The following is a 25,410-nucleotide window of genomic DNA, read 5'->3' on the forward strand; positions in this document are numbered from 1 at the left end:
ACACTACAGATTTGAACTGTAATGCATGGGCACTTTGCTAATACAGGGCAGTATGGCTGTTGTGCAGCTTTTAAAACAGGGGGTAAAGCAGTTTTAAAACTCCTGTTCGTTTGGTTCAAATTTAATGATCTGGCTGGGGCGCGAGCTTCGGATAATATCTTCGTATACCAGCAGATAGTGAACGCCTGTTTTTTTATGCCGGGCATGGGCTATGATAAAAGCCCTTCCTTCATTTCCTTCCATCCACGTATCGCCGCCAGATATTCTTGTGTACACCTCTGCATCATAATCCAGCCTTACTATTTCAAGATTGGGCGGCAACCAAAGGCTGGTTTCCTGTGTAGGGGTGCGGGTAGGGTCCGGGGGAAGTGTGTTAACTGAAGGAGTACAGCCAACAGCAAGCAAAACGAAAAATGCTATGGGTACTAAAAATTTCATAGGGAGTATTTTTGGTAAAACAATCCCTGAAATCAGCACAAATACCTTGCCCTACTACAGTAAAAACAGCCTTATATCCGGAAAGGACTACTTTTTATCTTTTGTGTCGATGATGATGGTAACGGGACCATCATTGAGCAGCGCAATTTTCATATCGGCACCAAAGCGGCCGGTTTGTATGGGCTTGCCCAGCTCTGTTTGCAGTTGCTGAATGGTGGCTTCGTACAGAGGAATGGCTACAGGCGGTTTGGCGGCTTTTATGTAGCTGGGGCGGTTCCCTTTTTTAGTGCTGGCATGCAGGGTAAACTGGCTGATCAGTAGCAGGTCTCCCCCCGTATCCAGCAGGCTCCGGTTCATTACATCTGCCTCATCATTAAAAATGCGCAGGTTAACGATCTTCTTGCTCAGCCATTGAATATCTTCGCTGGTATCGGCATCTTCTATGCCCAGTAACACCAGCAGGCCGTTATTTATTTTACCACTCACCTCGCCATCTATGGTGCAGGAGGCTTCAGAAACACGTTGTAGTACAGCTATCATGCCTGTAAACCTACGCAGTTAGCCTCTTTTGTCCCAGCTTTTTTATCTCTTCCGAAGCATGAATCATGATTCCCCGCTGATCGGATTTGGCGGCAGCCAGCATACCCTCAGCTACCACATGCCCCTGAATGGGGCGGTACTTACGGAAAGGCCCCACCATTAAGGGCCGAATGATCCTGGTAATTTTTTGTGCAAACGCTTCTCCTTTGCGGTCATCCTGCCGGCGGCCCAGCAGGAGGGAGGGGCGGAATACATGAATGGTTCTGTACTGGCTTATTTTGCAAATGGCTTCTTCCACATCGCCTTTTACCCGGTTGTAAAAAAAGAGACTGCTCTTATTGGCGCCCATAGCCGTAACCAGCAGAAACTGATGGGCACCATTATTGGCAGCAAGCTTGGCCAGCTCGTAAGGATAGGTAAAATCTACCTTACGAAAAGCCTCCTTAGAGCCGGCTTTCTTCATAGTGGTGCCCAGGCAACAGTAAACATCCTGTACTTCCGGAATAAGGTTACGGTCGGCAAGGGTATCGAAATCGATAACCAGTTGCTCAAGCTTAGGGTGCTCGAGGGTTAGTTTTCTGCGCGTGAGCACATATACCCGGTCGTAATAAGGATCGCTCAGGAGCAGGTTAAGCAACTGCCAGCCAACCAGACCGGTTGCGCCGGCAATCAGTGCTGTACGCTGACCAAAGGTATCGGTGGGTGATGGTACGTTCACTATTCTGTTAAAACAGGCTTGTTATTATACTCCCATTCTTCAAACTTCTCTACGTCAGAAGCAACACTTTTATAAACCCAGCCCAATAAGGTGATATCATCTAACAGCCCTATGCCGGGAATAAAATCGGGAATAAGGTCTAATGGGTTTAAAAAGTATAAAATGGCGCCAACGATAGATAAAAGCGACTTCCAGGGGAGGTTTGGATATTCTTTGCGGGAGTAAGCTTTCAGCAAACGTTGAAAGACGATCAGCTGATTGAAGAAGTTCAGGATGTTCGGCTTTTTGTCCTTGACATTGTACATCTTCTTGCGTGACTTGTTCACCAGCTTGTCAAGCTTACCATTATCCCGGGCTATTGCTTCTGCTTCGTCTGAAGAACCCTGCATCAGCCGTAAGGCTTTCTGTAAAAAAGTATCGTCGCTGTTTCTCATGTTATTTAATTGGCTCTAAAAATATGTAACCCGCAGCCTACTGTTTGGTTTGCGCAGCAGGTGCTTCTGTTTAAAAAATAGTGCGGATTTCCTGCTTTACCCGGTGAAGGGCCTGTCCGGTAGGGTCTTTTTGCTGATCAATGGCTCTTTGCAGCACAGCCCGGCTAAGGTCAATGCTGCGCGCATCATCGGGTAGCGTATCTGTTGCCTGGTTAATAAGGGCAATTACTTCTTCCATGGCGGCCCGCACAGCAGCCCAGCTTTCTTCACTCATGTATACCTGCTGCGAAAGGTTGTGGTTGTACTCTTCCCGCACCTCGTGCACCAGTACCTGCTGGAATTCACGTGCAGAGTAGCGGCTGTCGTTGAGGCGCAGCAGCAGGTTATTTGGTGTAATGCGTTCCAGGAAAAGCACTATGCGCTCAAAAGCCTGCAGCCTGATGGGCAGCAGCACCTCCCGGTCGCGGGACTTCACCTCAATTGCTTTTTGCTGAAATTCTTTTTCCAGGAATGATTTTACCATCAGGTACATTGCATAGAGTACCAGTGCGGCAGGAACAATAATCTTTAATAAATCGGCCAGAACTTCCATAGTGTTTTTTAACTGAAACAGCCTGTGAGAGGCTTAGTTGCGGTGCTAAAGTAAATAAAATACTGTAGCAGGGGCATGGCTTTCTGAAAAAATGTGCTGCCGCTGTTCATTTGGCTCATGGGCTGATGCATAAAACGGCTGTACTCCTCTACCGGGGGGCTGTTCATGGTTGAGAACTTTTGTAATCCTGGAATCAACTAAGGTATCACTAGCGTTAAAATGTAAAGGGGCTGCCGTATCTTTGTTTTTGCAGCCACGGGCCAACTTATAAACACAACAGTATATGTTACAGCCAATAGAATTAACCTCTAAAGCAGTAGCCGAGGTAAAACATATCATGGAGAACAAGAACATCCCCGAAGGATATGGCCTGAGGGTAGGGGTAAAAGGCGGAGGCTGTGGAGGGGTATCTTATGTATTAGGTTTTGATAAACCCAAGGAAGGCGATCTGAAATACGATATACATGGGGTGCCGGTACTGGTAGAAAAGCGCCATACCATGTACCTGCTGGGCCTGCAGGTAGACTTCTACGAAGGCTCCGACGCCAGAGGATTTCTGTTCACCAACCCTTCTAAGGAAGAAAAAGAGGAAGAAGCGCAATAGTAAACAAAAAAGAGGCCCTGGGGCCTCTTCTGGTTTTTGTCGAGCTATCAAACCTTCAGCTTCACAATCTCATCCCGGGTTTTGCTCATGGTTACTTTGGCCTCGCGGCACACGCCACCAATGGGAGGGTTAAATTTGGATAAGTTCACCTCCACACGATCTGCAACGGGAAAGCGTTTAAACACCTCCTGGATGATCTGCATGTTGAGGGTTTCCAGCAGACGGCTGGGCCTGCTCATTACCTGGGCAATGATCTTATATAATACCTCATAGTTGATCGTTTCTGCCAGGGCATCGTGCTGGGCGGCGGCAGTCAGGTCCGTTTCTACGGCAACATCTACCGAATACTTATTGCCCATTTTTTGCTCTTCATCATAATATCCATGATAAGCAAAAAACTCCATGCCCTCCAATGCTACTTTTCCCATAAGAGCGGCTTAAATGGTGTCAAAGAAAGAAGAATTATCTTTTTTTTCTCTGCTTTCCGTGTCCTCACTGCTCATTCTTAGTTCTTCTACACTTTCCTCTTCATCCTCATCGAAAACAGCTTCGTCATTTTCGGTTCTGGCATTGGTATCCTGGTGGTAGCGGCGTTCGCGTACGGCCTGCTCTGCAGCGTTTACCAGGCCACTTACGTCGTGCTTCTTCACTTTCTTTTCGGCCTGCTCCACGCGCTCCAGTGTATTATTGGCCAGCACCAGCAAATCACTTAACAGGTTATCGCGGTGGCTCTCCAGCATGCGGTAATGATGCTCCATTTCCTTTACGCGTTTCTCCATGGCCTGCAGAATTTTTTCTGCTCTTTCATCAGCCTTATCCTGAATTTCGCGGGCACGGGCACGGGCATCATTCAGGATGGTTTCGGCTTTAAGCTCGGCCTCACGCAGGTGCAGGTCGGCTTTTTTAGTAGCCTGCTCTACCATGCTGTTGCCGGTATCTTCTGCGGTTTTCAGGGTTTTGAAAAGAGAGCTTTCCACATCGCGTAGCTTGCTCACCTCTTTATCTGCCATCTCGAGCTTATAGCGCAGCTCTTTGTGCTCCTCTACCACGCGCTCCCATTCCTGCGAAAGGGTGGTTAAAAAGGCATCTACTTCTTCTTTGTCGTATCCTCTAAAGTTGCGCTCAAAACTCTTTTGGCGTATTTCCAGTGGTGTAATTTTCATATTCCCTCTTGATGCTCTATGTTCCAGATTGAAATTGTTCGATCGTCGCTGGCAGATGCCAGTGTACTGTTGTTTAACCACAGCAGCCGGTTAACTGAGGTGCCATGGCCGGCATAGCGTACCTTGTCTATTACCTTCAGTAGTTTAAAAGCCGCTGCATCCCACACCTTAACAGATTTATCCATGCTGCAGCTGGCAAACAGCTTGCCATCGGGGCTGTAGCTAAGGTGGTTAATGGTGTACATGTGTCCCACAATGCTCTCGGCCAGCTCATAGCGGTCGGCTACAGACCAGGCCTTTATGTGTGCATCGCGGCTGCCACTCAGTAGGTAACGGCCATCCGGCGAATATTGTACGGTAAAAACAGAATTTTGGTGTGCCTCTATCTCCTGTTTTAAAGCAAGGGTATTTAAATCCAGTATGCGAATTTTCCCATCGCTGTAAGCGGCTGCCAGCTCCTGCCAGCCGGCGTGTAGGGCAATGCCTCTCAGACTTTTTTCAGACAGCTGAATTTCGTGCAGCACCCGCAATGGATTTTGCTGCAGTACCAGCAGGTGTCCGCTGCCGGTGCCTGCATAAATTTTTCCGTCCCAAGCTTCCAGGCTAAAAATGGCTGATTTAGTAACCTGCAGCGAGCTAAGATTCTTTTTGCTGTTTATTTCTATGAGCCGGATGCCATCGTAATTCTGCCCGAAGAAGAGCCAGTCCTGCTGCTGCTCGTAGGCCATGGCGTAGATAGAGGCATCTGCTTTAGCCAGCAGCTGGCCCTGGTCTGGAGTTGCGAGCTGCCATTGCACTACCAGCCCATCGGCGCCTGCAGAAAAAAAAGATTCTCCGGTGCCGGTAGGGGCCAGGGTATAGAGGCAATCGCGGTGGCCGCTGAAGGTGTGCTGCTTTTGTACGGCTAAGCGGGGCATGCTTTGGTTTTACAATTCTGATGTAAATTAACGATATTTGTCCGTAAACCTAAACCATGCCCCTATTCCAGACTGGTAATTTAACGGACGGCGGTAGCTGGGCACTCTGGCAGCTGGAGGAGCCCGAACAGCAACTCCAGCAGCAACTTAACCCTAACTGCTTTCCGCTTCAGGAGCTGCAAAACATTCGTGTGGAGCAGCGCAGGCTGGAGTGGCTGGGGTGCAGGCTGGCCTTGCAGTCGCTCCTGCCCGATGTGGGGGCCTTATGCCTGCAGAAGAATTCTTTCGGCAGGCCGTTTCTACATCCGGAAACACTGTACATTTCACTATCGCATGCTTTTCCATTTGCGGCAGCAGCGGTGCATCCGCTTAGGCCGGTGGGCCTCGATATTGAAAAACCCCGTCCGCAGCTGTTCCGTATTAAGCACAAGTTTCTTTCGCAGCAGGAGCAGGCGCTGGTTGGTGATAATCTCGAGCAGCTTTGCCTCTGGTGGGCTGCAAAAGAAGCGCTCTATAAACTAAATGGCCAGCCCGGGCTTATCTTTGCCCGCGATATGGAGGTAGCGCCGCTAAAGGGTACCAACAGGCTGCAGGCCTTGCTGTATGGTAAGCCCTACGAGCTGCATTATCAGTGGTATAACAGCTTACTACTGTGCGTAGTAGCATAAAGATGGTACAGATTTTGTCATAGTATAGATAACCTCAAGATTAGATATGAAAAAGCTTTTGATATTAACTGTGTTAGGCCTGGGATTGGTAATAGGCGCTTATGCGCAGGGGGTAAGCCCTGGTGCTGCAGCTCCTGATTTTACGCTCACCGATGCTGTTAGCGGGCGTGCCGTATCACTGGCTGATTTTAAAGGGCAGAAAGCCGTTGTGCTGGTGTTCACTTCCAATTACTGCCCATACTCCCGCCTGTATGAGGCACGCATCAATGAGCTGGTTGGACAGTATAAAGACAGAGGTGTTGCTTTTGTCCTGATCAATCCGAACGATGCCCAGCAAAACAATGAGGAATCGGAGCAGGCCATGAAACAAAAAGCCGAGAGTTGGGGCAATGGCCTGCCCTACCTGGCAGATAAGCAGCAGGCAACGGCAAAGAAGTACGGTGCCAGCAAAACACCTGAAGTTTATGTGCTTACGCCACGCAATGGTAGCTTCACCGTGCATTACTCCGGTGCTATCGACGACAACCCCCAGGTTGCAGAGGATGTAAGCCAGCCTTACCTGCAGCAGGCCATCGAAAGCGCTTTAACTGGTAAAACAGCTGTGGTAAAAACCAAGCGGCCGGTGGGTTGTATGATAAAAGTTAATTAAGGGCATATCTGAAATAATAATAAAGGTAAAGGAAACCGGCTGTTCAGGCCGGTTTTTTGTTGTGAGTGCTGATAATCAGTCATTGAAACATAAGTTAATACGTGCATAATTTACAGATGGGCTGAGGAGGTTGTATACCTGAATTTGCTGAATTTTGTAACATTAGGTAGAATATGATGTGGTTTTTAGTAATTTGCTGTGCCGCTCACTAAATAATTTCCAAACGATTTAACTGACCAGAACCTTTCAACCTCAGCCTCCTATCATGAAATCAGCATTGATTGCTTTAATGGCTCTGTTTCTAAGCCTGAACGCCTATGCCCAATCAAACTATCGTCCGGGATACATCATTACCATAAAAGGCGATACAGTGGCAGGATTCATCAATTACAAAGGCAATAAAAGCAGCGCAAAATCTTGTGAATATAAAAAGGGGCTGTCGGGTGATGTTATAACTTATAAGCCCTTTGATCTTAAAGGCTACGGGTTTGTTAACGATAAATTCTTTCAGTCTATCGAAATCAGGAGTACCGATAACAATGGGGTTAGTAAAGATCAGCTGTTCGTAGAGGTTCTGGTTAGAGGGGTTGTGTCGTTATACAGAGATCCTTCTGCATTTTACATAGCCAAAGGAGATTCAACTTTACATAAGCTTGTGGTCAGGGAAGATCTTGAAGTGATTGATGGTAAAAAGATGCTGCGGAGGTCTACCCATCATATTGGTATCCTAACCTATATGATGCATGATTGTGGAAGGCTTAAAGAGAAAATCGAAAGAATTTTTATTGAAGAAAAAGATTTAACAAAGCTTGTAGAAGAATATAACCGCTGTATTTCTACAGATTATATTTCTTATAAAGAGAGCAAACCGTGGTTCAGGGCAGGTTTTGGCGTTACTGCCGGCTACAGGATGTCAAAGCTAACGTTCCATTCTCAGGAGAGGGCAATGGATCTTTTTACAAAAGGAACATACAGAAGCCAAGATTTGGAAGCGGGAGTTTTGCTGAGCTTCCTATCTCCAAGAATTACCGAAAGGTTAGCCTTTCAGAGTGGAGTATTATTCTGTAGCCCTCAATATTCGGCTTATCTTGAAGCGAAGGAAGGTAACAGGGTGTACAGAAATGATGTGATCTTTACCTTGAATGAGTTCAAGATCCCCCTGGGGTTGCAATACCGGTTTCCGGAAAAGCAATACACGCCGTTTTTCAACATTGGTTTATCCAGCACACTTCATTTAAAAGCTCATTTTTTACAAATTCTGGAGGTTGAAGGAGCAGATGAAGTGCACAGATATGAGTACAGGAATTTTCCTATTGCAAAAAACCAGTTAGGAATCTGGGGTGGATTTGGTGTTGAACGAACTGTTTCCGGCAAACTGAAGGGGTATGTTGAATTTAGCTATGAGCGAACGAGTGGACTTAGCTATAACATTTGGGATGTTATCAGACCTGTTAGTTCTAACATAGCTAATCTACATTTCACTGTTGGTATCAAGTACTAATCAAATTAGGGCATGATAAGTAAACTTTCAAAAGGCTTTTTATTGTTGGCCGTATTATTCATTACGCTTATCAGGTGCAATGAAGATGAAGTAACTCCACGGCACTACCCCCGCTTAAATACACTTTCAGTAAAAAATGTTACTCAGAATGGAGCAACATTGGAGGCAGAGATTGCACATGCAGGTAACTCGCCTATTCTGGATCATGGGTTCCTGTGGGGGTTAAATGAAGGACTGTCAACAAGGCAGTCAGATAAAATCTCGCTAGGTGCATTCTCCGGGAAAGGAAATTTCAACGCACAAGTCAGCAGCAGCCTGTATAAAGATAGCACCTATTTTGTAAAAGCCTATGCCATAACCCGGGAGCATATTATATATGGCGATGCCGTACAGTTTTCGAGCCGGGGAAGTATTGCTCCTGTTATTGAGGGATTTACGCCTGAAACTGCTACCTCCGGAGATACAGTTAAAATCAGGGGGAAGTATTTTAGTTTTGTAAAGCTAAACAATCAGGTAAGCTTTGGAGAACGTAGTGCGAAGATTGTTGCCAGCACTGATACCTTAATTACATGTATTGTACCTCACGGCATATCCCAAAATACCGTACCTGTCTCCGTTAAAGTGGCAGGCAACACAACCACGGCAGCAAATGCATTAACTATGCTTGTGCCTAAAATAGATAGTTTTAGTCCGGCGGAAGGAACTTTTGGTACAATAGTTACCCTAAACGGAGCTAATTTCAGCACGAAAAGTGCTGAAAATATTGTAAAGTTTGGAGAACATGAAGCACAGGTAATAGAAGCCTCTGCCACTCGGCTAAAGGTAGTTGTGCCCGCCACCGTTAGCAGTAAAGGACCTGTTATCACTGTAACTGTTCACCTTATGACAGGGGCAGCAACAGAGCCATTCAATATGCTTCCTCCAAACATAACTTCTGTATCATCAGAAAAGGGTTTTACTGGCAATAGTATTACACTTAGGGGAAATAATTTTAATCCTATACCGGAGGGTAATAAAGTGTTGTTCGGGTATTTGTATGGTACTGTTACCAATGCCAGTGCCACTGAGCTGGAGGTAACTATTCCGGAGGGTATGTATGTTAGCAGATCGTTCTACCTGGATGTGGAGGTGGCTGAACAACATACCTTAAGTACCAAAGAATTCACGCTTTTGGATCCTTGGATAAAGAAAGAAGATGTACCTCATGGGCCATATGGCAGGTATTGGGCAATTGGGTTTGCTGTTTCGGGCCATGGGTATGCAGGGATTGGGCGGGGAAATGATCTTAATTCAGCAAACAGAGATTTCTGGAAGTATACACCCCAGACTAACAAGTGGGAGAAGATGGCTGATTTTGGAGGTGGAGAGCGGTTTGGAGCAACAAGTTTTACCATTGGCAATTATGCATATGTGGGTGGGGGATATTCAGAAAGCGGTTTATCAGAGCCGGCTACTGATTTCTGGCGCTATGATCCTGCTACGAATACCTGGCAGCAAATAGCGAGTATTGAGGAGACTTCTCTTCGTTCTGTAGGCTTATCTGCAAATGGGAAGGGCTATGTAATTAATATTGGTGGAAGCATATATGAGTATGATCCCACGTCAGACAGCTGGTCATACTTTTCCAGTATTGCTTCTGGCTTAGGCTACAGGGGAAGAGTAAGCGCAGGATTTGTGATAGGGAATAAAATGTATCTGCTTTCTTCCCAGTCTACAACAGCTCCGCATGAGCTGTTCGAACTTGACTTAAATACCAGACAATGGACCAGTAAAGCCAGTTTAAGGGAGTATTTCAGCAAATGGAATAACAATGGTTTTGAAATCAATGGCAAGGGGTACTTGATGACAAGCTATTCATTTTATGAATATGATCCTGCCCGTGATAGTTTCACAGAAATTAGCTCCAGGCAAAAATATGACAGGGAAGGAGGCATTTCTTTCGTAGTCGATAACAAAGCATACTATGGTGGCGGCACTATTAATGGTTCTTACAGCGTTGTAGATTTTTGGGAGTTTGATCCGACTTATAAATAACCCACTGAACCTGGTTTTCTGGTTTAAGGACATTAATGATATTTGATTTTGATGTGAGACAAGGCGAAGCCACCTCTGTTGGGGTGGCTTCGCTTTGTGCAGTAGCTGGCTGGGGGCTCTTGTGGTGGAAGTTCTGTCCTGGAGGGTGGAATCTAATGCTAAATGAAATCCGGGGCTGAATAAATCTGCTACTAAACATTACAAAGTCAACCTTGGTTAGCCCCGGATTTCAGTCAGGGGTGCCTTAAAAAGCTTTTTCCTAGAGCCATACATCTCCATCTCTGTGCTGTCACCCCTGACTAGTAGTCTCGTGGAAAAACCTGTGCAGCAGCTTATTTACCTTGCCAGCCTGTTCCCACTGGATAAAGTGGCCACAGTTGCTAATTAATTCAACCTGTGCCTGTGGAATATGAGCGGCAGCTTCCTGTACGAGGCTATTCAGAGAAAGCTGTGGGTGCAGCAGGGGCTGGGTGTGTAGCTGTCCTGCCGGCCAAATAGTACCAGCACAGGCAGTTGTAGCTGTGAGAGCGATGAAAGAACAGCAAAAAACAGCTTTTTATTAAAACTTAGGATCTCCCGGATCGGAGATTTCGTACAGCAGCATGCGTATTTCCTCCACTTTTTCGTGGTCGCCGCCTTTTTCGTAAGAGCCGGCCAGGTTGCGCATTACACGCTTAATGATGGTGAGGTTGTCGCAGGGCTCAAAGTATTTATCCTGTGGTACCAGGTGCAAATGGCTGATGTAATTTTCTATATCCTGCCGGGTAAAGATAAGCCCGCGGTTAAAGGCATTGATGTAAAACTGCACATCGTTTACCTTATAGGTACAGATAAACAGGTTGGGCAGGTTTACGCCCCACACCGGCATATCCAGCTTTTGCGCCACCAGCATGTACAACACACAGAGGCCTATGGGGTTACCCTTTTTGGTCTCCAGCAGGCAGTTGATAAAGGAGTTGTTGGGCGAATGGAAATTACGGGTGTTGGCTGAAAAGCGCAACTTGCCGAAGAGTACGCTGTTGAGCAGTTTTATCTGGTCAAAAGGGTGCAGGTCGGGCTTCATCTCCAGCCAGGCATCGTAATAGATCTGCTCCAGGTCCTGGCGCAGCTTCTGCAGGCTTAGGTCGGGGTACTGGTAGGTAGCTACCAGCCACATGCCCTCCAGCAGGTCCTGGGCACCATTATCTTTATAGGAGATAAGCCGCTTTTTGAGCAGCTCGTATTGCAGCGTATGGATCATATCCTCCAGACGCCGCTGCACTACGGGATTAAAATTTTCCTCCCAGTACTTTTCTAAATAGGGTATTGCCTCATCACCAAGGGCCATGATACGCTCTTCCACATGCCTTAGTACCTCCTGGTCCTCATCGTCCAGCAGCGATACAAGGGCTTTTAGCTCACTATCGGTCATCTGCTCTTTCTTCACACGGTGCGTTTAATTAAAAATCAGCCGCTCTAGGGGCGGCTGGTGGATGGGGCAAGTTACTAAAATTTAGGCTGCCTGTTTACAGGCAGTTTGGTTTTAGGTTTGTATTACTCCCACATTGTAACGCTCAGTAATGGGTGCATGGTTCGCTGCTTCTATGCCCATGCTGATAACTTTTCTGGTTTCCTGCGGATCAATAATACCATCTACCCACAGGCGGGCTGCTGCATAGTAGGGGCTCAGTTGTTCGTTATAGCTATCTTCTATTTCTTTTAAGAGCTGTTGCTCCTCTTCCTTACTAATTTCCCTGCCCTGACCTTTTAATGTTGCCACCCGTATCTGCAGCAGGGTTTTTGCGGCAGAGGCGCCACTCATTACCGCCATCTGGGCTGTTGGCCAGGCGTAAATAAGCCGCGGATCATAGGCTTTGCCACACATGGCGTAGTTACCGGCACCGTAGCTGTTGCCCAGTATAAAGGTAAACTTAGGCACCACAGAATTGGCCATGGCATTTACCATTTTTGCGCCATCTTTAATAATGCCGCCATGTTCGGCACGGCTGCCTACCATAAAGCCGCTTACATCCTGCAGAAATACCAGCGGTATTTTACGCTGGTTGCAGTTCATGATAAAACGGGCAGCTTTATCGGCGGAGTCGGAGTAAATAACGCCGCCCATCTGAATTTCGGTAGACTGGCCGCCGCTCTTTTTAGCCTTTACAATCTGGCGCTGGTTGGCCACAATGCCTACTGCCCAGCCATCGATGCGGGCATGTCCGCAGAGAATGGTTTGGCCGTAGTGCTCTTTGTATTCATCGAACTCCGAGTTATCTACCAGGCGGTGAATAATCTCACGCATGTCGTAAGGCTTGGCCCTGTCGTCGGGGAAAATGCCATAGATCTCTTCGGGGCTTTTGGCCGGGGGAGCGGGGGTAGCGCGGTCGAAGCCGGCAGTATCATATTTGCCAATCTTATCCATCATGCGGCGGATAGCATCCAGGGCAGCCTCGTCGTTGGGGTATTTATTGTCGGTAACGCCGCTGATCTCGGAATGGGTGCTGGCGCCACCAAGGGTTTCGTTGTCTACATCTTCGCCTATGGCAGCTTTTACCAGGTAAGAGCCGGCCAGGAATATGGAGCCGGTGCCATCCACAATCAGGGCCTCATCACTCATAATAGGCAGATAGGCACCACCCGCCACACAGGAGCCCATAATGGCAGCTATTTGAATAATGCCCATGCTGCTCATGCGGGCGTTATTGCGAAACTGGCGGCCAAAATGTTCCTTGTCTGGGAAGATTTCGTCCTGCATGGGCAGGAATACACCGGCACTGTCTACCAGGTAAATAATGGGCAGGCGGTTTTCCATGGCAATCTCCTGCGCGCGCATGTTCTTTTTGGCCGTAATGGGGAACCAGGCACCTGCCTTAACGGTAGCATCGTTGGCTACAATTACACACTGGCGCTTGCTTACATAGCCGATGCCCACCACTACACCACCACTGGGGCAGCCGCCTACATCCTGGTACATGCCTTCTCCGGCAAAGGCACCTACTTCCAGAAAAGGGGAACCCTTGTCAGTAAGATAGGCAATGCGCTCGCGGGCGGTGAGTTTTCCTTTTTGATGCTGGGCAGCTATTTTTTTATCGCCGCCGCCTTTTTGTACTTTATTAAGTCTGGTTTTTAGCTGATAGAGCTTTTGCCTGAGGAGGTCTTCATTTTTATTGAAGGCAAGATCTTGCTGCATGAAAAAATATTTTTTTGGAATGCACCAAATATAATAAAAAAGCGGCACCTGTTTGGGGTGCCGCTCTGTATAAACAAACGTTTGAAATTATTTTTTCCCGCCACCGCCAATCAGCGAAAAGCGCAGATCGATGTAGCGGCCGGGATTTTCCTGAACATCCATCAGCAGCCTGTTAAGGCTTTCGCTGCTCTGGTTAAGGTTGGTGTACAGTGAGTCGTCGTACATAAGCTTGCCCAGGCTGCCCTGCCCCTGCTGCAGGTTTTGGGTAATGGCCTGCAGGTTTTGCATGGCTTCATTGGCCCTGGCTACGGTTTGCTGCAGCTCCAGGTCGTTGAGCGAATCGGCCAGCTGGTTCATTTTTACCATAAAAGGTGCAATGCCGCTGTTAGGATCATTAAGGGTGGCGGTGAGCAGCCTTAGGTTAGAGGCAATGGCATTAATATCGCGACGGTTTTCCACCACAATGTATTTAAGTTCATTGGCAGTAGCCTGAAAATCGCCCAGGGCACCATCTACCTTGCCGCCGCTGCCGGAAAGGTCGTTCAGAATATTATTTACTTTGGTAAGGGTGGTATCTACGCTGGCTATCAGGGGGTCTGCTTTATCCTTCAGCATTTCGCCCAGGGCCTGGTCTACGGAGCCCCGCAGGGTATCTTCTTCATTCAATACACTGCCGGCCTGCCTGATGTTGAGCACAATGGCTTTGCCACCCAAAACAGGATTTTCATCAACCAGCAAAGCCTCGGTACCCTCATAGAGTACCAGGTCGTCGTTAATGTCAAGGCCTACCAGCATGCGGGTTCTTTCACCCTCCTGCAACAGCTGTATGTTGCTGACCCGCCCTACGCGGAACCCATTCACCGATACCGGGTTAGATACGGTTAGGCCGTCTACATTTTCATACACTACATAATAAGTATTGGAGGGATCAAAGAAATCAATACCCTTCAAAAACTTGAAACCCACAAAAAGAATTGCCAGCGCAGCAACGGTGAGCAACCCTACTTTAACTTCCTTAGATAATTTCACAGACTCTTTTTTAAGTTAATTCATTGCCTCCAGCTCATCCTTATAATCCCTGAACGCCCTGTAGAGGCCCGAGGCAATATAAGTTCTGCCCAATTCGTCGTTCAGGTATTTTTCTTCGGTTTTATTAGAGATAAAACCAAGCTCTACCAGCACGCTGGGCATAGTAGTTTGCCAAAGCACCAGAAAACCAGCCTGTTTCACACCACGGCTTGGCCTGCCAACTCTTTTGGTAAACTGGTGGTCTATATTTTCTGCAAGCTGCAGACTGTTTTGCAGGTATGCATTCTGCATCAGGGAAAACATGATGTACGATTCGGGAGACTTCGGATCGAAACCTTCATACTTTTCCTCATAGTTCTCTTCCAGCAAGATAACAGAGTTTTCCCGTTTGGCAACCGACAAGTTTTGTTCATTGACGTGTAAACCCATGATAAAGGTTTCAGTGCCAATAGCCTCGGGGTTGGCTGCGGAGTTCAGGTGAATGCTGATAAACACATCGGCACCAGCTTTATTGGCGATTGCAGCCCTGTTTTCCAGCGGTATAAATGTATCGTCCTTACGGGTATAAATAACCTCTACCTCCGGAAGATTTTTTTTGATAAGTGCTCCCAGTTCAAGCGCCACCGCAAGGGCAACATCTTTTTCTTTCGAAACGCTGCCCAGCGCCCCGGAATCCTTGCCGCCATGCCCGGCATCGATCACTATTTTACGGATTTTATAGTCTGCTCTCCCTGCTGGTGTAAATGAGCCCAACAACAAAAGGAGAGCAGCGCCTGCACAAAAGACAATATTTCTCACGGTCCTTCGGTTGTTATATAGATAAGCCATACCTTTGTACAAAATTGTGAATTTTTCGCAAAATCTGAAAGCGCTGGTGTTTCGTAAGTACGTACTCTTACAGCTATTATTTTGTGTATTTTCTCTTAGCCTCTGGGCGCAGGAGCAGCCAAGACAGGCTCAGCCTGCTCTGCCCACTCAGGAGAATGATACCACAAATCTCCCTCAAGCGGATACTCTGCAAACAGATACCCTGAGGGTTAACCTGCCTGCTACTCCCCAGGCACAGGGAGATATTACCACCACTATCAACTACAATGCCAAAGACAGCATTTTATTTGATGCAGCCAATCGTATTGTTTACCTGTATGGTAATGCAAAGATAGATTATGGCGATATAAAACTGGAGGCTGCACAGATTACCATTGACTGGAACCAGAGTACACTTACTGCTGTGGGTGTAAAAGACAGCCTGGGGCAGGAAACTGGTAAGCCTGTGTTTACCCAGGGTGCCGAAACCTTTGTAACCGATAATATCCGCTACAATTTTAAGAACCGCAAGGCTGTAATTCGCGGGGTGGTAACCCAGCAGCAGGAAGCCTATATTCACGGCAATGTAGTAAAAAAAGATGCGGATAACCAGCTTTACATTCGCGGAGCCCGCTACACCACCTGTAACCTGGAGCATCCACACTTCTATATAGAGGCAGGCAAACTTAAAATGCTGCCGAAAGATAAAATTATTGCTGGCCCCTTCCATTTGCGCATTGCAGATGTACCTACGCCCTTTGGCTTCCTGTTTGGTATGTTCCCGGTGCCGCGTAAGCGGGTATCAGGGGTGCTGATCCCTACCTATGGCGAAGAAAGGCTGCGGGGCTTTTTTCTGCGTGATGGTGGCTACTACTTTGCCATTAACGAGAATATAGACCTGGCCCTTACCGGAGAAATATACACCAAGGGCAGCCGTGGTTTTCAGATTGCCTCTAACTACCGCCAGCGGTACCAGTATGGGGGTAACTTCAGCCTGCGCTTTAACCGGCAAAATGCCGGCAGCGAGAGCAACGACGACATCAGGCGTGACTTTTGGGTTAACTGGAGCCATAATCCCGAAAGCAGGGGCCGCAACAGCCGCTTTTCTGCTTCTGTTAACTTTGGTACCTCCTCCTTTACGCAAAACAACCCTTCCATCAATAACTTTGAGCGGAACCTTAACCAGCAGTTCAGCTCCAGTATTAACTACAGCAACTCACTGCCCGGCACCCCTTTTAACATCAGTGCAAGGGCCAGCATGGTTCAGGATATTGTACAAAGAACTGCCGACATACTTTTGCCCGATATTGGCCTGAACATGCAGCGCCAGTACCCCTTCAGGAGCCTGGGTAAAACCGGCAGAAGCTGGTGGGAGCAAATAAACTTTTCTTACACCGGTGCGGCTACCAACCGCATTACCAACAGGCCACAAACCGCTACCGTTGGTAATGGCGTAACCGTTACCAATGCAGTAGTAAATGAGGATGTAACGCCCCTGAACCTGGATAACGCATCTTACCTGCTGCGCAATGCCAACAATGGCATCAGGCACTCTATTCCGGTTAGTACCACGGTTAACCTGTTTAAGTATTTTGCTTTTTCGCCCTCTTTTAATTACCAGGAGGTATGGTATTTCCGCAAGCTGCAGTACTCCGACTATGACCCGGCTACAAAAGGAATACGGGTAGATACTGTTGATGGTTTTAGCCGCGCAGGCAGCTGGAACTTAAGCGCAGGGCTAAACACCAAAATCTATGGTTTCTTCTATTTTAACAAGAAGAACCCGGAGCCCAAAATACAGGCCATACGCCACCTGATGATCCCAAGCATATCCTTTGGTTATGCACCAGACTTCAGTGACCCGCGCTACGGTAATTTTCAGGATGTAGTTGTTAGGGTGGATGAGAATGGCAACGAGACCAGGCAGGCACTTTCGGTTTACCAGGGCTTTGCCTATGGTGCGCCACAGGCCGGCCGGCAGGGTTCTATCGGCTTTAGCCTTACCAATAACTTCGAGATGAAGGTGCGGGAGAAAAACGATACAGCTGTTACTTATAAAAAGGTGCCCCTGCTGGAAAGGCTAAGCCTAAGCACCAGCTACAATACACTGGCCGATAGCCTAAAACTGCAGCCTATTTCAATTTCAGGTAATACCAGCATCCTCAACAACCTGATCATGATCAACTTTGGGGGCCGGTTAAATCCATACGTTTACCGCAAAGATTCTGTTAATGCCAATAATGAAGTAATACGCCAATCCAGGGTAGACCAGTTTGCCATTGCAACTGGCAGGGGGTTGGGTACCCTGGAGCAGGCATCGATTGGTTTTAGTACATCTTTAAGTTCGCAGGGTCTGAAGGGTAATCCTAACCGCGAAGATGCCGCTACTACTGCCGCTACTGCCAACCGCAGAGGCATGAACGAGGAATTATTAGGACAGGGTGATCCCATTGGGGAGGATCTGGGGCAGCAGGGGCTGGCCTACCGCTATTCAGATCCAAACGAGTATGTAGATTTTACCCTGCCGTGGTCGCTGCGCCTGAACTATACCCTCAGCTATCAGAAAACAGGTTACTTTGCAAGTAATATTACCCAGTCGGCAAACTTTAGCGGCGACCTTAAAATTACCGATAACTGGAAAATAGGCTACTCCAGTGGTTACGACTTCCGCGCACATGAGTTTACTGCTACCCGCCTGAGCATATACCGTGACTTGCACTGCTGGCAAATGAACGTAAACTGGGTGCCTTTTGGCCGTTACCAGAGCTTTTCGCTTGATATAAGGGTAAAAGCTTCCATTCTGCAAGACCTTAAGCTAAGCCGCCGCCGCAATTTCTGGGATAATTAAGAAGCGTCAGGCTCCGGATAAAAGAGGAGCTAAATTTTATATACAACAGGACGAGCCTACCCAACTGATGTTAAAAATACAGCAGGGTAGGCTCGCCCTGTTAACAGCCAAATGCGGATTTATAAAAACAGTGATTATTAAAAGGCCGTTCTTTAACTATCAAAGAAGGCTTCAGCCCCTGTAGACCTGATTCTGACTTAAAATTATTGCCTCAATTAAGGAGAAAGTAGTTTAATTTACATGTATTTTAATGTGGTTTTATGCGCGGTGTACTGGTTTCTCCGGTATAATCAGAGTGGCCAGGCAGCCCGCACAGGATTGTTTCTGTTTGAATTTCCCCCTTCCCGTTGTTAATAAACTTTGTAACTAGACCCTCTGGCCTTTTTATGGATACCCCATCTAGCAAAACTCCTCCGATTGACAAACGGCTAAAGCTACTTTCGGACTTAACTGTTGCCGTAAACCTTAACAACACACTGGAAGGTAAACTGCAAATTATCACCGAAAAGGTGAGGGAGATTATTGGCTGCCACCAGTCAATTACAAGTATGACGAACAATGAGAACCTGGGGCAGGCAATTAATGCAGTTTCACTTTCTGATAAATATGCAAAATGGCGGGATTATAACAACCAGACGGACGGGTCTGGCATCTATTCCCTGATATGCAAATTTAATAAGCCCATGCGCCTTACCCAGGAAGCCCTGGAGACGCATCCTGCCTGGAAGGGGTTTGGCAAAGACAGTACGGTGCATCCGCCCATGCGTGGCTGGCTGGCTGCGCCTTTGGTAGATAAAAGCGGCAAAAACCTGGGTCTGATACAGCTTTCTGATAAATATGAGGGAGAGTTTAGCCAGGAGGATGAACTGATCCTGGTGCAGCTTTCACAGATTGCCTCTATTGCCATAGAAAACTCCCAGTTGCTCCTGAAGCTGCAGGAGGCGCTAGAAGAAAAGGACAAGGTAATCAAGCTCAACAAAACTATTACCGATAATGCTACCTCTGCCCTTTTTATGATGAATGATCAGGGTTACTGCACCTTTATGAATCCGGCCGGTGAAAAGATGTTTGGGTACACTTTTGAGGAAATCAAGCAAAAGGAACTCCATTACATGATTCACCACCACCACCCCGATGGCCGTTTTTACCCGATGGAAACCTGCCCCATAGACAGGGCACTGCCGGAAAATTTCGACATCAGGGCACATGAAGATGTGTTCATTCGCAAGGATGGCAGTTTGGTTCAGGTATCCTGCGCGGCCAGTCCTATTTTTGAGAATGGTATACCGGTTTCTACCGTTATTGAGGTACGGGATGTTACGCAGGAAAAAGCAGCACGGCAGGAAATCCTGGAGAATATGGAGCGGATTCATTTTCTGCTGAATGCCATGCCACAAAAAGTGTGGACTACCACAGCCCATGGAAAGGCCGATTATTTTAACAGGAACTGGGTGGAGTATACGGGTATTCCTTATGAAGAATCGCTTCAGTGGGGCTGGCTGAAGGCTGTACACCCCGAAGACCAGGAGCAAACACGGCTGGCATGGAATGAGTCGGTACGTACGGGTGAGATCTTTCAGCTGGAGTATCGCTTTTTGAAGCACAACGGCGAGTACCGCTGGCACCTGAGCCGTGCCCTGGCCTACAAAGATGCCGAAGACCGTACCATTATGTGGGTAGGCACCACCACCGATATCCATGACCACAAAATAGCACTCGAGAACCTGGCTAAGAGCAATACAGAGCTAAAGAAGATCAATAACGACCTCGATAATTTTGTGTATACGGCCTCTCATGATCTTAAAGCGCCGGTATTGAATATTGAAGGGCTTATGTATGCCCTGCAGCGGGAACTCTCTCCTGAAGCAGCAGAAAGCAAAGATGTTTCCACCATCATGAGCATGATCATGCAGTCCATCAACAGGTTTAAAGGCACTATTGAAAATCTTACGGAAATATCTAAAATCCAGAAAAGCCTGGCCGAAGATGTGGAACAGGTGCCTATTGCCGAGGTGATTGAAGATGTAGTGCTTAGCATCAGCGAGCTTGCCAAAGCCGCAGGTGCCCGTATAAAGGTAGATACTGCTGCCTGTGAATACGTCCGCTATTCAAGAAAAGATCTGCACAGCATACTGTATAACCTTATTTCCAATGCCATCAAGTACCGGTCGCCGGAGCGCCCCCCAGAAGTAGAGGTAACATCATACTGCAATGATGGGGAAATTCGGATTTCGGTAAAAGACAATGGACTGGGCATTAAAAAAGAACAACAGGAAAAGGCATTTGTGATGTTCAAAAGGTTGCACACCCATGTAGAGGGAAGCGGTGTGGGCCTGTATATTGTAAAAAAAATAGTTGAAAATACAGAAGGAAGTATTGTGCTGGAGAGCGAGGCAGGAAAAGGTTCTGTATTTACTGTGTGCCTGAAAAACACAGAGGCTAAATAGCCAGACTCATTATGTTTTCCTTGATTCTACCTTAACAGGTGCAAACATGCATACTATTAGCTGTATTCTTCTGGTTGATGATGACATCATTAATAATTTTATTAACCAGCAGTTGATCGAAGACCTGGAGATTACCGGGCAATTATCAGTGGTAAATAATGGCCTGGAGGCAATCAGGTACCTGGAAAAAAATGCAGGGGAAACTGCAGGACGCCCGGACCTGGTTTTACTCGATATTAATATGCCGGTGATGGACGGCTTTGAGTTCTTAAAGGAATTCCACAGCATGCAGTTTCCAGACAAGGAAAAAGTAAAGATTGTGATGCTTACCACCTCTACAAGCGATAAAGATGTACAGAGGCTTAAGGAGATCCGGGTGGATGGTTACATTCATAAACCGCTTACCGAAGAGAAGATGATGGGCATTGTAAATGAATTCTTTACAAAATAGCATGTGTGGCTTGCTGCCAGGCCAGAAACAGTTTGTTGCCCCCGGGCAGTTGTGGGTAAAGGAGAGTTTTTTAGATTTATAAATTGTACATCAATTTTTCTGGAACTGAATATTTTTCACGCATGAAGCACCACCTGCATTTTGCCTCTAGAAGGAATATTTTATCACTGTTAAGCCTGCTGCTGACCCTTGTCCTCATCAGTTGCCAGCAGGAGACAAAGTCTGGCGCCGGCGAGGAGGCAGTTTCTGTAGCAGATAGCCTTGCTGGTAACAGTATGCCTGCGCAGGAGCCTGATTACACCCCCGCTCAGCGAGATTCTGTATTGCGGGTTAGAGCACAGGCGCTGGCACAAACCTTTATTATTGTGGATGGGCATGTTGATTTACCCTATCGCCTGCAAAATAAAAAGGCAGATATCTCTAAGCGTACAGAAGGTGGCGATTTTGACTGGGAACGGGCCAGAGAGGGTGGCTTGGATGCACCTTTTATGTCTATATACATACCGGCTGCTTATGAAGAAAGGGGTGGTGGCCGGGAGCTGGCCGACAGGCTAATTAGCATGGTAGAGCAAATAGCAAGCGAAAATCCAGACAAGTTTGCCCTGGCTAACTCGCCGGAAGATGTGCGCAGAAATTTTGAAAAAGGCCTTATATCGCTGCCAATGGGTATGGAGAACGGTACCCCTGTGGGCGGTAAGCTGGAAAATCTGGATTATTTCTATAAAAAAGGCATTCGTTACATAACGCTTGCCCACAGCAAAAGCAATCATATCAGCGACTCTTCTTACGACCCGGAAAAGCGCTGGGGAGGTCTTAGTCCCTTTGGCCGCGAGGTGGTGAGGCGCATGAATAGCCTGGGCATTATGGTAGATGTATCGCATATTTCCGATAGTGCCTTTTACCAGGTGTTGCAGATAACAAAGGCACCTGTGGTGGCTACCCATTCATCTGCCCGTCATTTTACCCCTGGCTTCGAAAGAAACATGTCGGACGAGATGATTAAGGCGCTAGCACGCAACAAAGGAGTGATGATGGTTAACTTTGGCTCTGCTTTTATTTCTGATGAGTCCAGAAAGCTGTGGGATAGCGCTAAGACTGTAGCAGACCGCTGGGCGCAGGAGCAGGGGCTTTCGGCGCAGGATGATAGGGTTTCTAAATACAGGGAACAGTATTTTCATGAACAGGGTGGCCGCACAAACGTACAGGCTGTTGCAGATCATATAGACCATGTGGTAAAGCTGGTTGGCATTGAGCACGTAGGCCTTGGTTCTGATTTTGATGGTGTGGGCGATACCCTTCCGGAAGGTTTAACGGATGTTTCTGACTATCCGAACCTGATTTACGAGCTGCTGAAAAGAGGCTACAGCGAAGATGACATCCGGAAGATAGCCTCCGACAATATTTTTCGTGTGTGGCGGGAGGTGGAAAAAGCAGCCGGAAACACCGCTGTTCAGTAGTGATGTAATATATCCTTCGTTTGTGTTTTGTTGCCCAAGAAGCTTTGCCCTAACTTGAGTATGAAAGTTTCTCTCATCAATCCCTCAACCAAATGGAGCCACAAAACATTGATCAGGAATCCTATGTAGCGCCCTATCCACTTACAGATACGCTGGTGCCTGCCTCTGGCGGAAAGCGGTTTGCAAACTTTGTTATAGACTATATAGCCGCTCTCGTATTTGTAATGATCATTTCTGCCAGCATAGGGGTATTTGTTAGCCTGCTGGGCTTTGATGTATTCGAAGAAGAATATCCTCTTGTGGAGAACCTACTGGGCTTCTTCTGGTACTTTGGCTATTATATCTTCTTTGAATATGCCCTGAATGGAAGAACCATAGGAAAAATGATTACCAGAACCCGCGTACTTGACGAAAAGGGCGGTAAGCCTGGTTTTGGCCAGGTGGTAGGCCGTACGTTTGCCAGAATGATTCCTTTCGAAGCGTTTTCTTTTCTTGGCGATAGTTCTATAGGCTGGCACGACAGCCTTCCCGGAACTCTTGTAATCGACGAGAAGAAATCTGTTCTCCGCTCAGACTGGGTGTAGCAGAAGCTGATGGAACAGATGTTCCCGAACCTCATCCAATGCAAATGGAGCTGCAGACAGTTTTCGCTGACAACAGCATAAAATCAAAAAAAGCGACGCAGAGACTTATCTGCGCCGCTTTTTTGTTTCTGTTTGCCAGTAGTAGTTACATACAAAATCCCCGGCACTCCAGGCCGCTGAAATCGAAATACCTGACTCCGGAAAACTTTCCATCTGTAATGGTTACGGTACTTCCGTTGTCTCCTACAAAGGTGCCCGTGAAGGTGCCTTCAATCAAACCACCTACTGTATCATAGCGGGTAATGGTAATATCTACATTAGTATCGCTCATGCCATAGCCGGCCCAGTAATTAATGGTTTTGTTTCCAGACTTCATCCAGATAACAGCACCGGTTTCATCATTTTTTCCGGCCACTCCCGGGGTAGTGCCCAGGAAAGAGAGGGTAACACCAATGGCATCAGATGCATCCACCACAGATAGTTTGGTGGTGGCTTCGTCTCTGTTGAAGTAAACGTAGCTGTCGGGGTAGGGCTTAATGCTTAATGCTTTTTTCACCTGCTGATAGCCATCTCCATTGATTAAGAAGCTGTTTTCTCCTGTAGCTGTTTGGGAGGCACAGAGGTCAACTGGCCCCATGTTAAAGTCTCCGCTGGCCGGGGACTGAAATGTTTTTGTGGCAGCGCCTCTTGTGTGCGTGATACTAGCAGTACCGGATGTGCCAACCGGCATGGAAATGGCAAACAGGCCGAGGTTATCCGTAGTGGCGCTGGCAGAGCCTCCTGCCCATGATACTGTAACGGCTGCATTTTCCAGTGGTGTATTCTGGCAAATGGCCATGCCTGATATCGTTACCAGCTGAGGTCCGGTAAGGTCAATTACTCCTAAGTCTACTGTTTCGCCGGCTGCGTTTGTCTGAAACACTTTGGTTACCACCAGGCCTGATTCGGTAGTTATCGTCATAGAATAGGTAACATCAGCAGCGAGGAAATTCATGGAAAAGTTAGTGCCGGAATAAGGCACAGGAGTGCTGCCTTTATACAGGTTGTTGTTGGTGCCGCCGCTCAAAACTTTTACATTCAAAGACTTTACGGCATCTCCTGTTTTTAACTTAAAACTACCGGAAGCAACAGAAGGGCAGGGGTGAGGCCTGATATCACCTACATCATAGACCTGCTCTGCTGCCAGGGGAGGTACTGGCACCATTACCCAGTGAGGCCGTTCTGTTGAAGCGGTAATGGGAACAGCAGGCGGTGGTACTACGACCATCAGGGCCATTCCGACAGGCACTCTCATGCTAAAGCGGCCTTCCGCTGCTCCATTGTCAGGATTTTGGAGCACCACACCATTATTCAGGTCGTTGGACGACTGACCAATGAATACTTCACCACGTGTAATGTGCCCGCCATTACAATCCACTACCCTTCCAATAACTGTTGCAAATTCCTTGGGGTCATCGCAGTTCCAGTCTGTAAAATGGCTAACGGTGCCAATGTACTTATCTCCCTGGCGTGTAGCAACGCCTTCTTCTATCCAAACTCCTTCCGCTTCATCAAAATACCAGAGTGGTATGGTCTGCGGGGCAGTAGTTAGCTGGCTTTGCGGAATGGCTACCGTAAGGGTAGAGGCTTTGCCTGTGGCCAGCTGCAGCTTTTCTCCGGCACTGCCGCTCAGCAGTACCCGTAATATGCCGTACGAGTAAAGAATGCTGGTGCTTTCGTCGGTTCTGCGGGCCAGCATATCGCCACCTGCTACCAGGGCACCAAAACTAATGGCAGAGGGATCGAGGTAGCGCACGCTCATGTTTACTTCTCCTGTATAGGAAGCTCCCGATTCTGTTACCAGGCCATTGGCCGGAATTTCAACTTTAGAGCCATTGCTTAAGGTTGCAGTGCCCCCGCTGGCTGCATCTATGGTGTGGGTGGTGGCGCTGCTCATTAAGCGAATGCGTACAGAGGTTACAGCATTCCTGAGCGGAATTTCGGCGCGTGTGCCTGTAAAGTAGTTTTCTTTCTCGCAGCTAATTACACAGCGGTTGCCGGGTACCTGTATGTTCTCCAGCTCAAACAAGCCCTCGGCAGAGGTTGTGGTGGTTTCGCCATGAGCCGTAACGGTAACCCCTGCCAGGGGATTTCCTTCTTCATCCAGCACAATGCCGGATAGGGTAGTACGTACATCGGGAGCCGGGCTGAGCGGATCTTCAACATCTCCGCCAACAGGGGCAACGTCTTCTTCATCGGGTTTGCAGCCTGTAAAAATTGTGCAAAAGAACAGAATAAGCAGGTAGGCCATAGACCTGCTGATGAGACTTCTTGAAAAGCTATACATTTGATTTGAGAGATAAACCTTTGTACAAACT

At 47.5% G+C, this 25,410-nt stretch carries 24 protein-coding genes; 10 read left to right on the forward strand and 14 right to left on the reverse strand.

The window, feature by feature from the left end; genetic code table 11:
* Positions 1-93: 93 nt before the first annotated feature.
* The 6 genes from KWJ01_RS22345 to KWJ01_RS22370 form a co-directional block, all read right to left on the reverse strand.
* Positions 94-438 carry a hypothetical protein gene (locus KWJ01_RS22345; RefSeq protein ID WP_224999349.1) on the reverse strand — a complete coding sequence of 115 codons (345 nt, stop codon included), beginning with the start codon at positions 436-438 and terminating at the stop codon, positions 94-96.
* An 87-nt stretch (positions 439-525) separates the two neighbouring features.
* The gene (gene dtd / locus KWJ01_RS22350) at positions 526-978 is read right to left on the reverse strand and encodes a D-aminoacyl-tRNA deacylase (protein ID WP_224999350.1); all 453 of its coding nucleotides are present in this window, start codon (positions 976-978) and stop codon (positions 526-528) included.
* 10 nt (positions 979-988) lie between these two features.
* Positions 989-1,696, reverse strand: a complete 708-nt coding sequence (locus tag KWJ01_RS22355; protein ID WP_224999351.1) for an oxidoreductase — start codon at positions 1,694-1,696, stop codon at positions 989-991.
* The gene (locus KWJ01_RS22360) at positions 1,696-2,130 is read right to left on the reverse strand and encodes a YkvA family protein (RefSeq protein WP_224999352.1); all 435 of its coding nucleotides are present in this window, start codon (positions 2,128-2,130) and stop codon (positions 1,696-1,698) included. The genes KWJ01_RS22355 and KWJ01_RS22360 overlap by 1 nt, the downstream gene beginning before the upstream one ends.
* A 70-nt stretch (positions 2,131-2,200) precedes the next feature.
* Positions 2,201-2,722, reverse strand: coding sequence for a hypothetical protein (locus KWJ01_RS22365; RefSeq protein WP_224999353.1), 522 nt, complete (start codon positions 2,720-2,722; stop codon positions 2,201-2,203).
* Positions 2,723-2,730: 8 nt separating this feature from the next.
* Positions 2,731-2,889, reverse strand: coding sequence for a hypothetical protein (locus KWJ01_RS22370; protein ID WP_224999354.1), 159 nt, complete (start codon positions 2,887-2,889; stop codon positions 2,731-2,733).
* 116 nt (positions 2,890-3,005) lie between these two features.
* Between KWJ01_RS22370 and KWJ01_RS22375 the strand changes: the two genes are divergently transcribed.
* On the forward strand, positions 3,006-3,326 hold the full coding sequence (locus KWJ01_RS22375) for an iron-sulfur cluster assembly accessory protein (protein ID WP_224999355.1): 321 nt from the start codon (positions 3,006-3,008) through the stop codon (positions 3,324-3,326).
* A gap of 47 nt (positions 3,327-3,373) precedes the next feature.
* Here KWJ01_RS22375 and folB read toward each other — a convergent pair whose 3' ends face one another.
* The 3 genes from folB to KWJ01_RS22390 are packed head-to-tail and all read right to left on the reverse strand — an operon-like array spanning position 3,374 to position 5,406.
* Positions 3,374-3,754: a dihydroneopterin aldolase gene (gene folB / locus KWJ01_RS22380; RefSeq protein ID WP_224999356.1), complete on the reverse strand. Its 381-nt coding sequence runs from the start codon at positions 3,752-3,754 to the stop codon at positions 3,374-3,376.
* Positions 3,755-3,763: 9 nt separating this feature from the next.
* Positions 3,764-4,489 (reverse strand): DivIVA domain-containing protein, encoded by a 726-nt coding sequence (locus KWJ01_RS22385; protein WP_224999357.1) that lies wholly within the window; start codon positions 4,487-4,489, stop codon positions 3,764-3,766.
* Complete coding sequence (locus KWJ01_RS22390) at positions 4,486-5,406, reverse strand: WD40 repeat domain-containing protein (protein WP_224999358.1); 921 nt, start codon at positions 5,404-5,406, stop codon at positions 4,486-4,488. Before KWJ01_RS22390 ends, KWJ01_RS22385 begins: the two co-directional genes overlap by 4 nt.
* 56 nt (positions 5,407-5,462) lie before the next feature.
* Here KWJ01_RS22390 and KWJ01_RS22395 point away from each other — a divergent pair, with 56 nt between their 5' ends.
* The 4 genes from KWJ01_RS22395 (at position 5,463) to KWJ01_RS22410 (ending at position 10,258) form a co-directional block, all read left to right on the forward strand.
* Positions 5,463-6,074, forward strand: a complete 612-nt coding sequence (locus KWJ01_RS22395; RefSeq protein WP_224999359.1) for a 4'-phosphopantetheinyl transferase superfamily protein — start codon at positions 5,463-5,465, stop codon at positions 6,072-6,074.
* A gap of 46 nt (positions 6,075-6,120) precedes the next feature.
* Entirely contained in the window at positions 6,121-6,723 is a 603-nt protein-coding gene (locus KWJ01_RS22400; RefSeq protein ID WP_224999360.1) for a thioredoxin family protein, read from the forward strand.
* Positions 6,724-6,988: 265 nt separating this feature from the next.
* Positions 6,989-8,224 (forward strand): outer membrane beta-barrel protein, encoded by a 1,236-nt coding sequence (locus KWJ01_RS22405; RefSeq protein WP_224999361.1) that lies wholly within the window; start codon positions 6,989-6,991, stop codon positions 8,222-8,224.
* Between the two features lie 12 nt (positions 8,225-8,236).
* On the forward strand, positions 8,237-10,258 hold the full coding sequence (locus tag KWJ01_RS22410) for an IPT/TIG domain-containing protein (protein ID WP_224999362.1): 2,022 nt from the start codon (positions 8,237-8,239) through the stop codon (positions 10,256-10,258).
* A 559-nt stretch (positions 10,259-10,817) separates the two neighbouring features.
* On the opposite strand, the gene KWJ01_RS22415 is transcribed toward KWJ01_RS22410, so the two are convergent.
* The 4 genes from KWJ01_RS22415 to KWJ01_RS22430 form a co-directional block, all read right to left on the reverse strand.
* Positions 10,818-11,669, reverse strand: a complete 852-nt coding sequence (locus KWJ01_RS22415; RefSeq protein WP_224999711.1) for a transglutaminase family protein — start codon at positions 11,667-11,669, stop codon at positions 10,818-10,820.
* 111 nt (positions 11,670-11,780) lie between these two features.
* A complete protein-coding gene (locus tag KWJ01_RS22420) occupies positions 11,781-13,430 on the reverse strand; it encodes an acyl-CoA carboxylase subunit beta (protein WP_224999363.1) in 1,650 nt (549 codons plus the stop codon).
* 87 nt (positions 13,431-13,517) lie between these two features.
* Entirely contained in the window at positions 13,518-14,459 is a 942-nt protein-coding gene (locus tag KWJ01_RS22425) for an MlaD family protein (RefSeq protein WP_224999364.1), read from the reverse strand.
* A gap of 15 nt (positions 14,460-14,474) precedes the next feature.
* On the reverse strand, positions 14,475-15,287 hold the full coding sequence (locus KWJ01_RS22430; RefSeq protein WP_255651174.1) for an N-acetylmuramoyl-L-alanine amidase: 813 nt from the start codon (positions 15,285-15,287) through the stop codon (positions 14,475-14,477).
* A 16-nt stretch (positions 15,288-15,303) separates the two neighbouring features.
* On the opposite strand from KWJ01_RS22430, the gene KWJ01_RS22435 reads away from it, so the two are divergent.
* The 5 genes from KWJ01_RS22435 to KWJ01_RS22455 all read left to right on the forward strand — a co-directional run bounded on the left by KWJ01_RS22435 (position 15,304) and on the right by KWJ01_RS22455 (position 23,053).
* A complete protein-coding gene (locus KWJ01_RS22435) occupies positions 15,304-18,114 on the forward strand; it encodes a putative LPS assembly protein LptD (RefSeq protein ID WP_224999366.1) in 2,811 nt (936 codons plus the stop codon).
* Positions 18,115-18,500: 386 nt separating this feature from the next.
* Positions 18,501-20,561, forward strand: coding sequence for a PAS domain S-box protein (locus KWJ01_RS22440; protein WP_224999367.1), 2,061 nt, complete (start codon positions 18,501-18,503; stop codon positions 20,559-20,561).
* A 46-nt stretch (positions 20,562-20,607) separates the two neighbouring features.
* Positions 20,608-21,012 carry a response regulator gene (locus tag KWJ01_RS22445; RefSeq protein WP_224999368.1) on the forward strand — a complete coding sequence of 135 codons (405 nt, stop codon included), beginning with the start codon at positions 20,608-20,610 and terminating at the stop codon, positions 21,010-21,012.
* 122 nt (positions 21,013-21,134) lie between these two features.
* Positions 21,135-22,469, forward strand: coding sequence for a dipeptidase (locus tag KWJ01_RS22450; protein WP_224999369.1), 1,335 nt, complete (start codon positions 21,135-21,137; stop codon positions 22,467-22,469).
* Positions 22,470-22,561: 92 nt separating this feature from the next.
* Positions 22,562-23,053 carry an RDD family protein gene (locus KWJ01_RS22455; RefSeq protein ID WP_224999370.1) on the forward strand — a complete coding sequence of 164 codons (492 nt, stop codon included), beginning with the start codon at positions 22,562-22,564 and terminating at the stop codon, positions 23,051-23,053.
* Between the two features lie 145 nt (positions 23,054-23,198).
* Here the strand turns inward: KWJ01_RS22455 and KWJ01_RS22460 are convergent, their stop codons facing one another.
* On the reverse strand, positions 23,199-25,379 hold the full coding sequence (locus tag KWJ01_RS22460; protein WP_224999371.1) for a carboxypeptidase-like regulatory domain-containing protein: 2,181 nt from the start codon (positions 25,377-25,379) through the stop codon (positions 23,199-23,201).
* Positions 25,380-25,410: the final 31 nt, after the last annotated feature.

The organism is Cesiribacter sp. SM1 (assembly GCF_020178975.1).
Classification (GTDB): Bacteria; Bacteroidota; Bacteroidia; order Cytophagales; family Cyclobacteriaceae; genus Cesiribacter.

What these genes read in the sequence shown, in the direction of transcription:
- KWJ01_RS22450 (WP_224999369.1), top strand. Translation starts at nt 21,135, where the DNA reads ATGAAGCACCACCTGCATTTTGCCTCTAGAAGGAATATTTTATCACTG.
- dtd (WP_224999350.1), bottom strand. Translation starts at nt 978, where the DNA reads ATGATAGCTGTACTACAACGTGTTTCTGAAGCCTCCTGCACCATAGAT.
- KWJ01_RS22420 (WP_224999363.1), bottom strand. Translation starts at nt 13,430, where the DNA reads ATGCAGCAAGATCTTGCCTTCAATAAAAATGAAGACCTCCTCAGGCAA.
- KWJ01_RS22365 (WP_224999353.1), bottom strand. Translation starts at nt 2,722, where the DNA reads ATGGAAGTTCTGGCCGATTTATTAAAGATTATTGTTCCTGCCGCACTG.
- folB (WP_224999356.1), bottom strand. Translation starts at nt 3,754, where the DNA reads ATGGGAAAAGTAGCATTGGAGGGCATGGAGTTTTTTGCTTATCATGGA.
- KWJ01_RS22445 (WP_224999368.1), top strand. Translation starts at nt 20,608, where the DNA reads ATGCATACTATTAGCTGTATTCTTCTGGTTGATGATGACATCATTAAT.
- KWJ01_RS22410 (WP_224999362.1), top strand. Translation starts at nt 8,237, where the DNA reads ATGATAAGTAAACTTTCAAAAGGCTTTTTATTGTTGGCCGTATTATTC.
- KWJ01_RS22390 (WP_224999358.1), bottom strand. Translation starts at nt 5,406, where the DNA reads ATGCCCCGCTTAGCCGTACAAAAGCAGCACACCTTCAGCGGCCACCGC.
- KWJ01_RS22395 (WP_224999359.1), top strand. Translation starts at nt 5,463, where the DNA reads ATGCCCCTATTCCAGACTGGTAATTTAACGGACGGCGGTAGCTGGGCA.
- KWJ01_RS22460 (WP_224999371.1), bottom strand. Translation starts at nt 25,379, where the DNA reads ATGTATAGCTTTTCAAGAAGTCTCATCAGCAGGTCTATGGCCTACCTG.
- KWJ01_RS22370 (WP_224999354.1), bottom strand. Translation starts at nt 2,889, where the DNA reads ATGAACAGCCCCCCGGTAGAGGAGTACAGCCGTTTTATGCATCAGCCC.
- KWJ01_RS22385 (WP_224999357.1), bottom strand. Translation starts at nt 4,489, where the DNA reads ATGAAAATTACACCACTGGAAATACGCCAAAAGAGTTTTGAGCGCAAC.
- KWJ01_RS22400 (WP_224999360.1), top strand. Translation starts at nt 6,121, where the DNA reads ATGAAAAAGCTTTTGATATTAACTGTGTTAGGCCTGGGATTGGTAATA.
- KWJ01_RS22405 (WP_224999361.1), top strand. Translation starts at nt 6,989, where the DNA reads ATGAAATCAGCATTGATTGCTTTAATGGCTCTGTTTCTAAGCCTGAAC.
- KWJ01_RS22440 (WP_224999367.1), top strand. Translation starts at nt 18,501, where the DNA reads ATGGATACCCCATCTAGCAAAACTCCTCCGATTGACAAACGGCTAAAG.
- KWJ01_RS22415 (WP_224999711.1), bottom strand. Translation starts at nt 11,669, where the DNA reads ATGACCGATAGTGAGCTAAAAGCCCTTGTATCGCTGCTGGACGATGAG.
- KWJ01_RS22360 (WP_224999352.1), bottom strand. Translation starts at nt 2,130, where the DNA reads ATGAGAAACAGCGACGATACTTTTTTACAGAAAGCCTTACGGCTGATG.
- KWJ01_RS22375 (WP_224999355.1), top strand. Translation starts at nt 3,006, where the DNA reads ATGTTACAGCCAATAGAATTAACCTCTAAAGCAGTAGCCGAGGTAAAA.
- KWJ01_RS22455 (WP_224999370.1), top strand. Translation starts at nt 22,562, where the DNA reads ATGGAGCCACAAAACATTGATCAGGAATCCTATGTAGCGCCCTATCCA.
- KWJ01_RS22345 (WP_224999349.1), bottom strand. Translation starts at nt 438, where the DNA reads ATGAAATTTTTAGTACCCATAGCATTTTTCGTTTTGCTTGCTGTTGGC.
- KWJ01_RS22430 (WP_255651174.1), bottom strand. Translation starts at nt 15,287, where the DNA reads ATGGCTTATCTATATAACAACCGAAGGACCGTGAGAAATATTGTCTTT.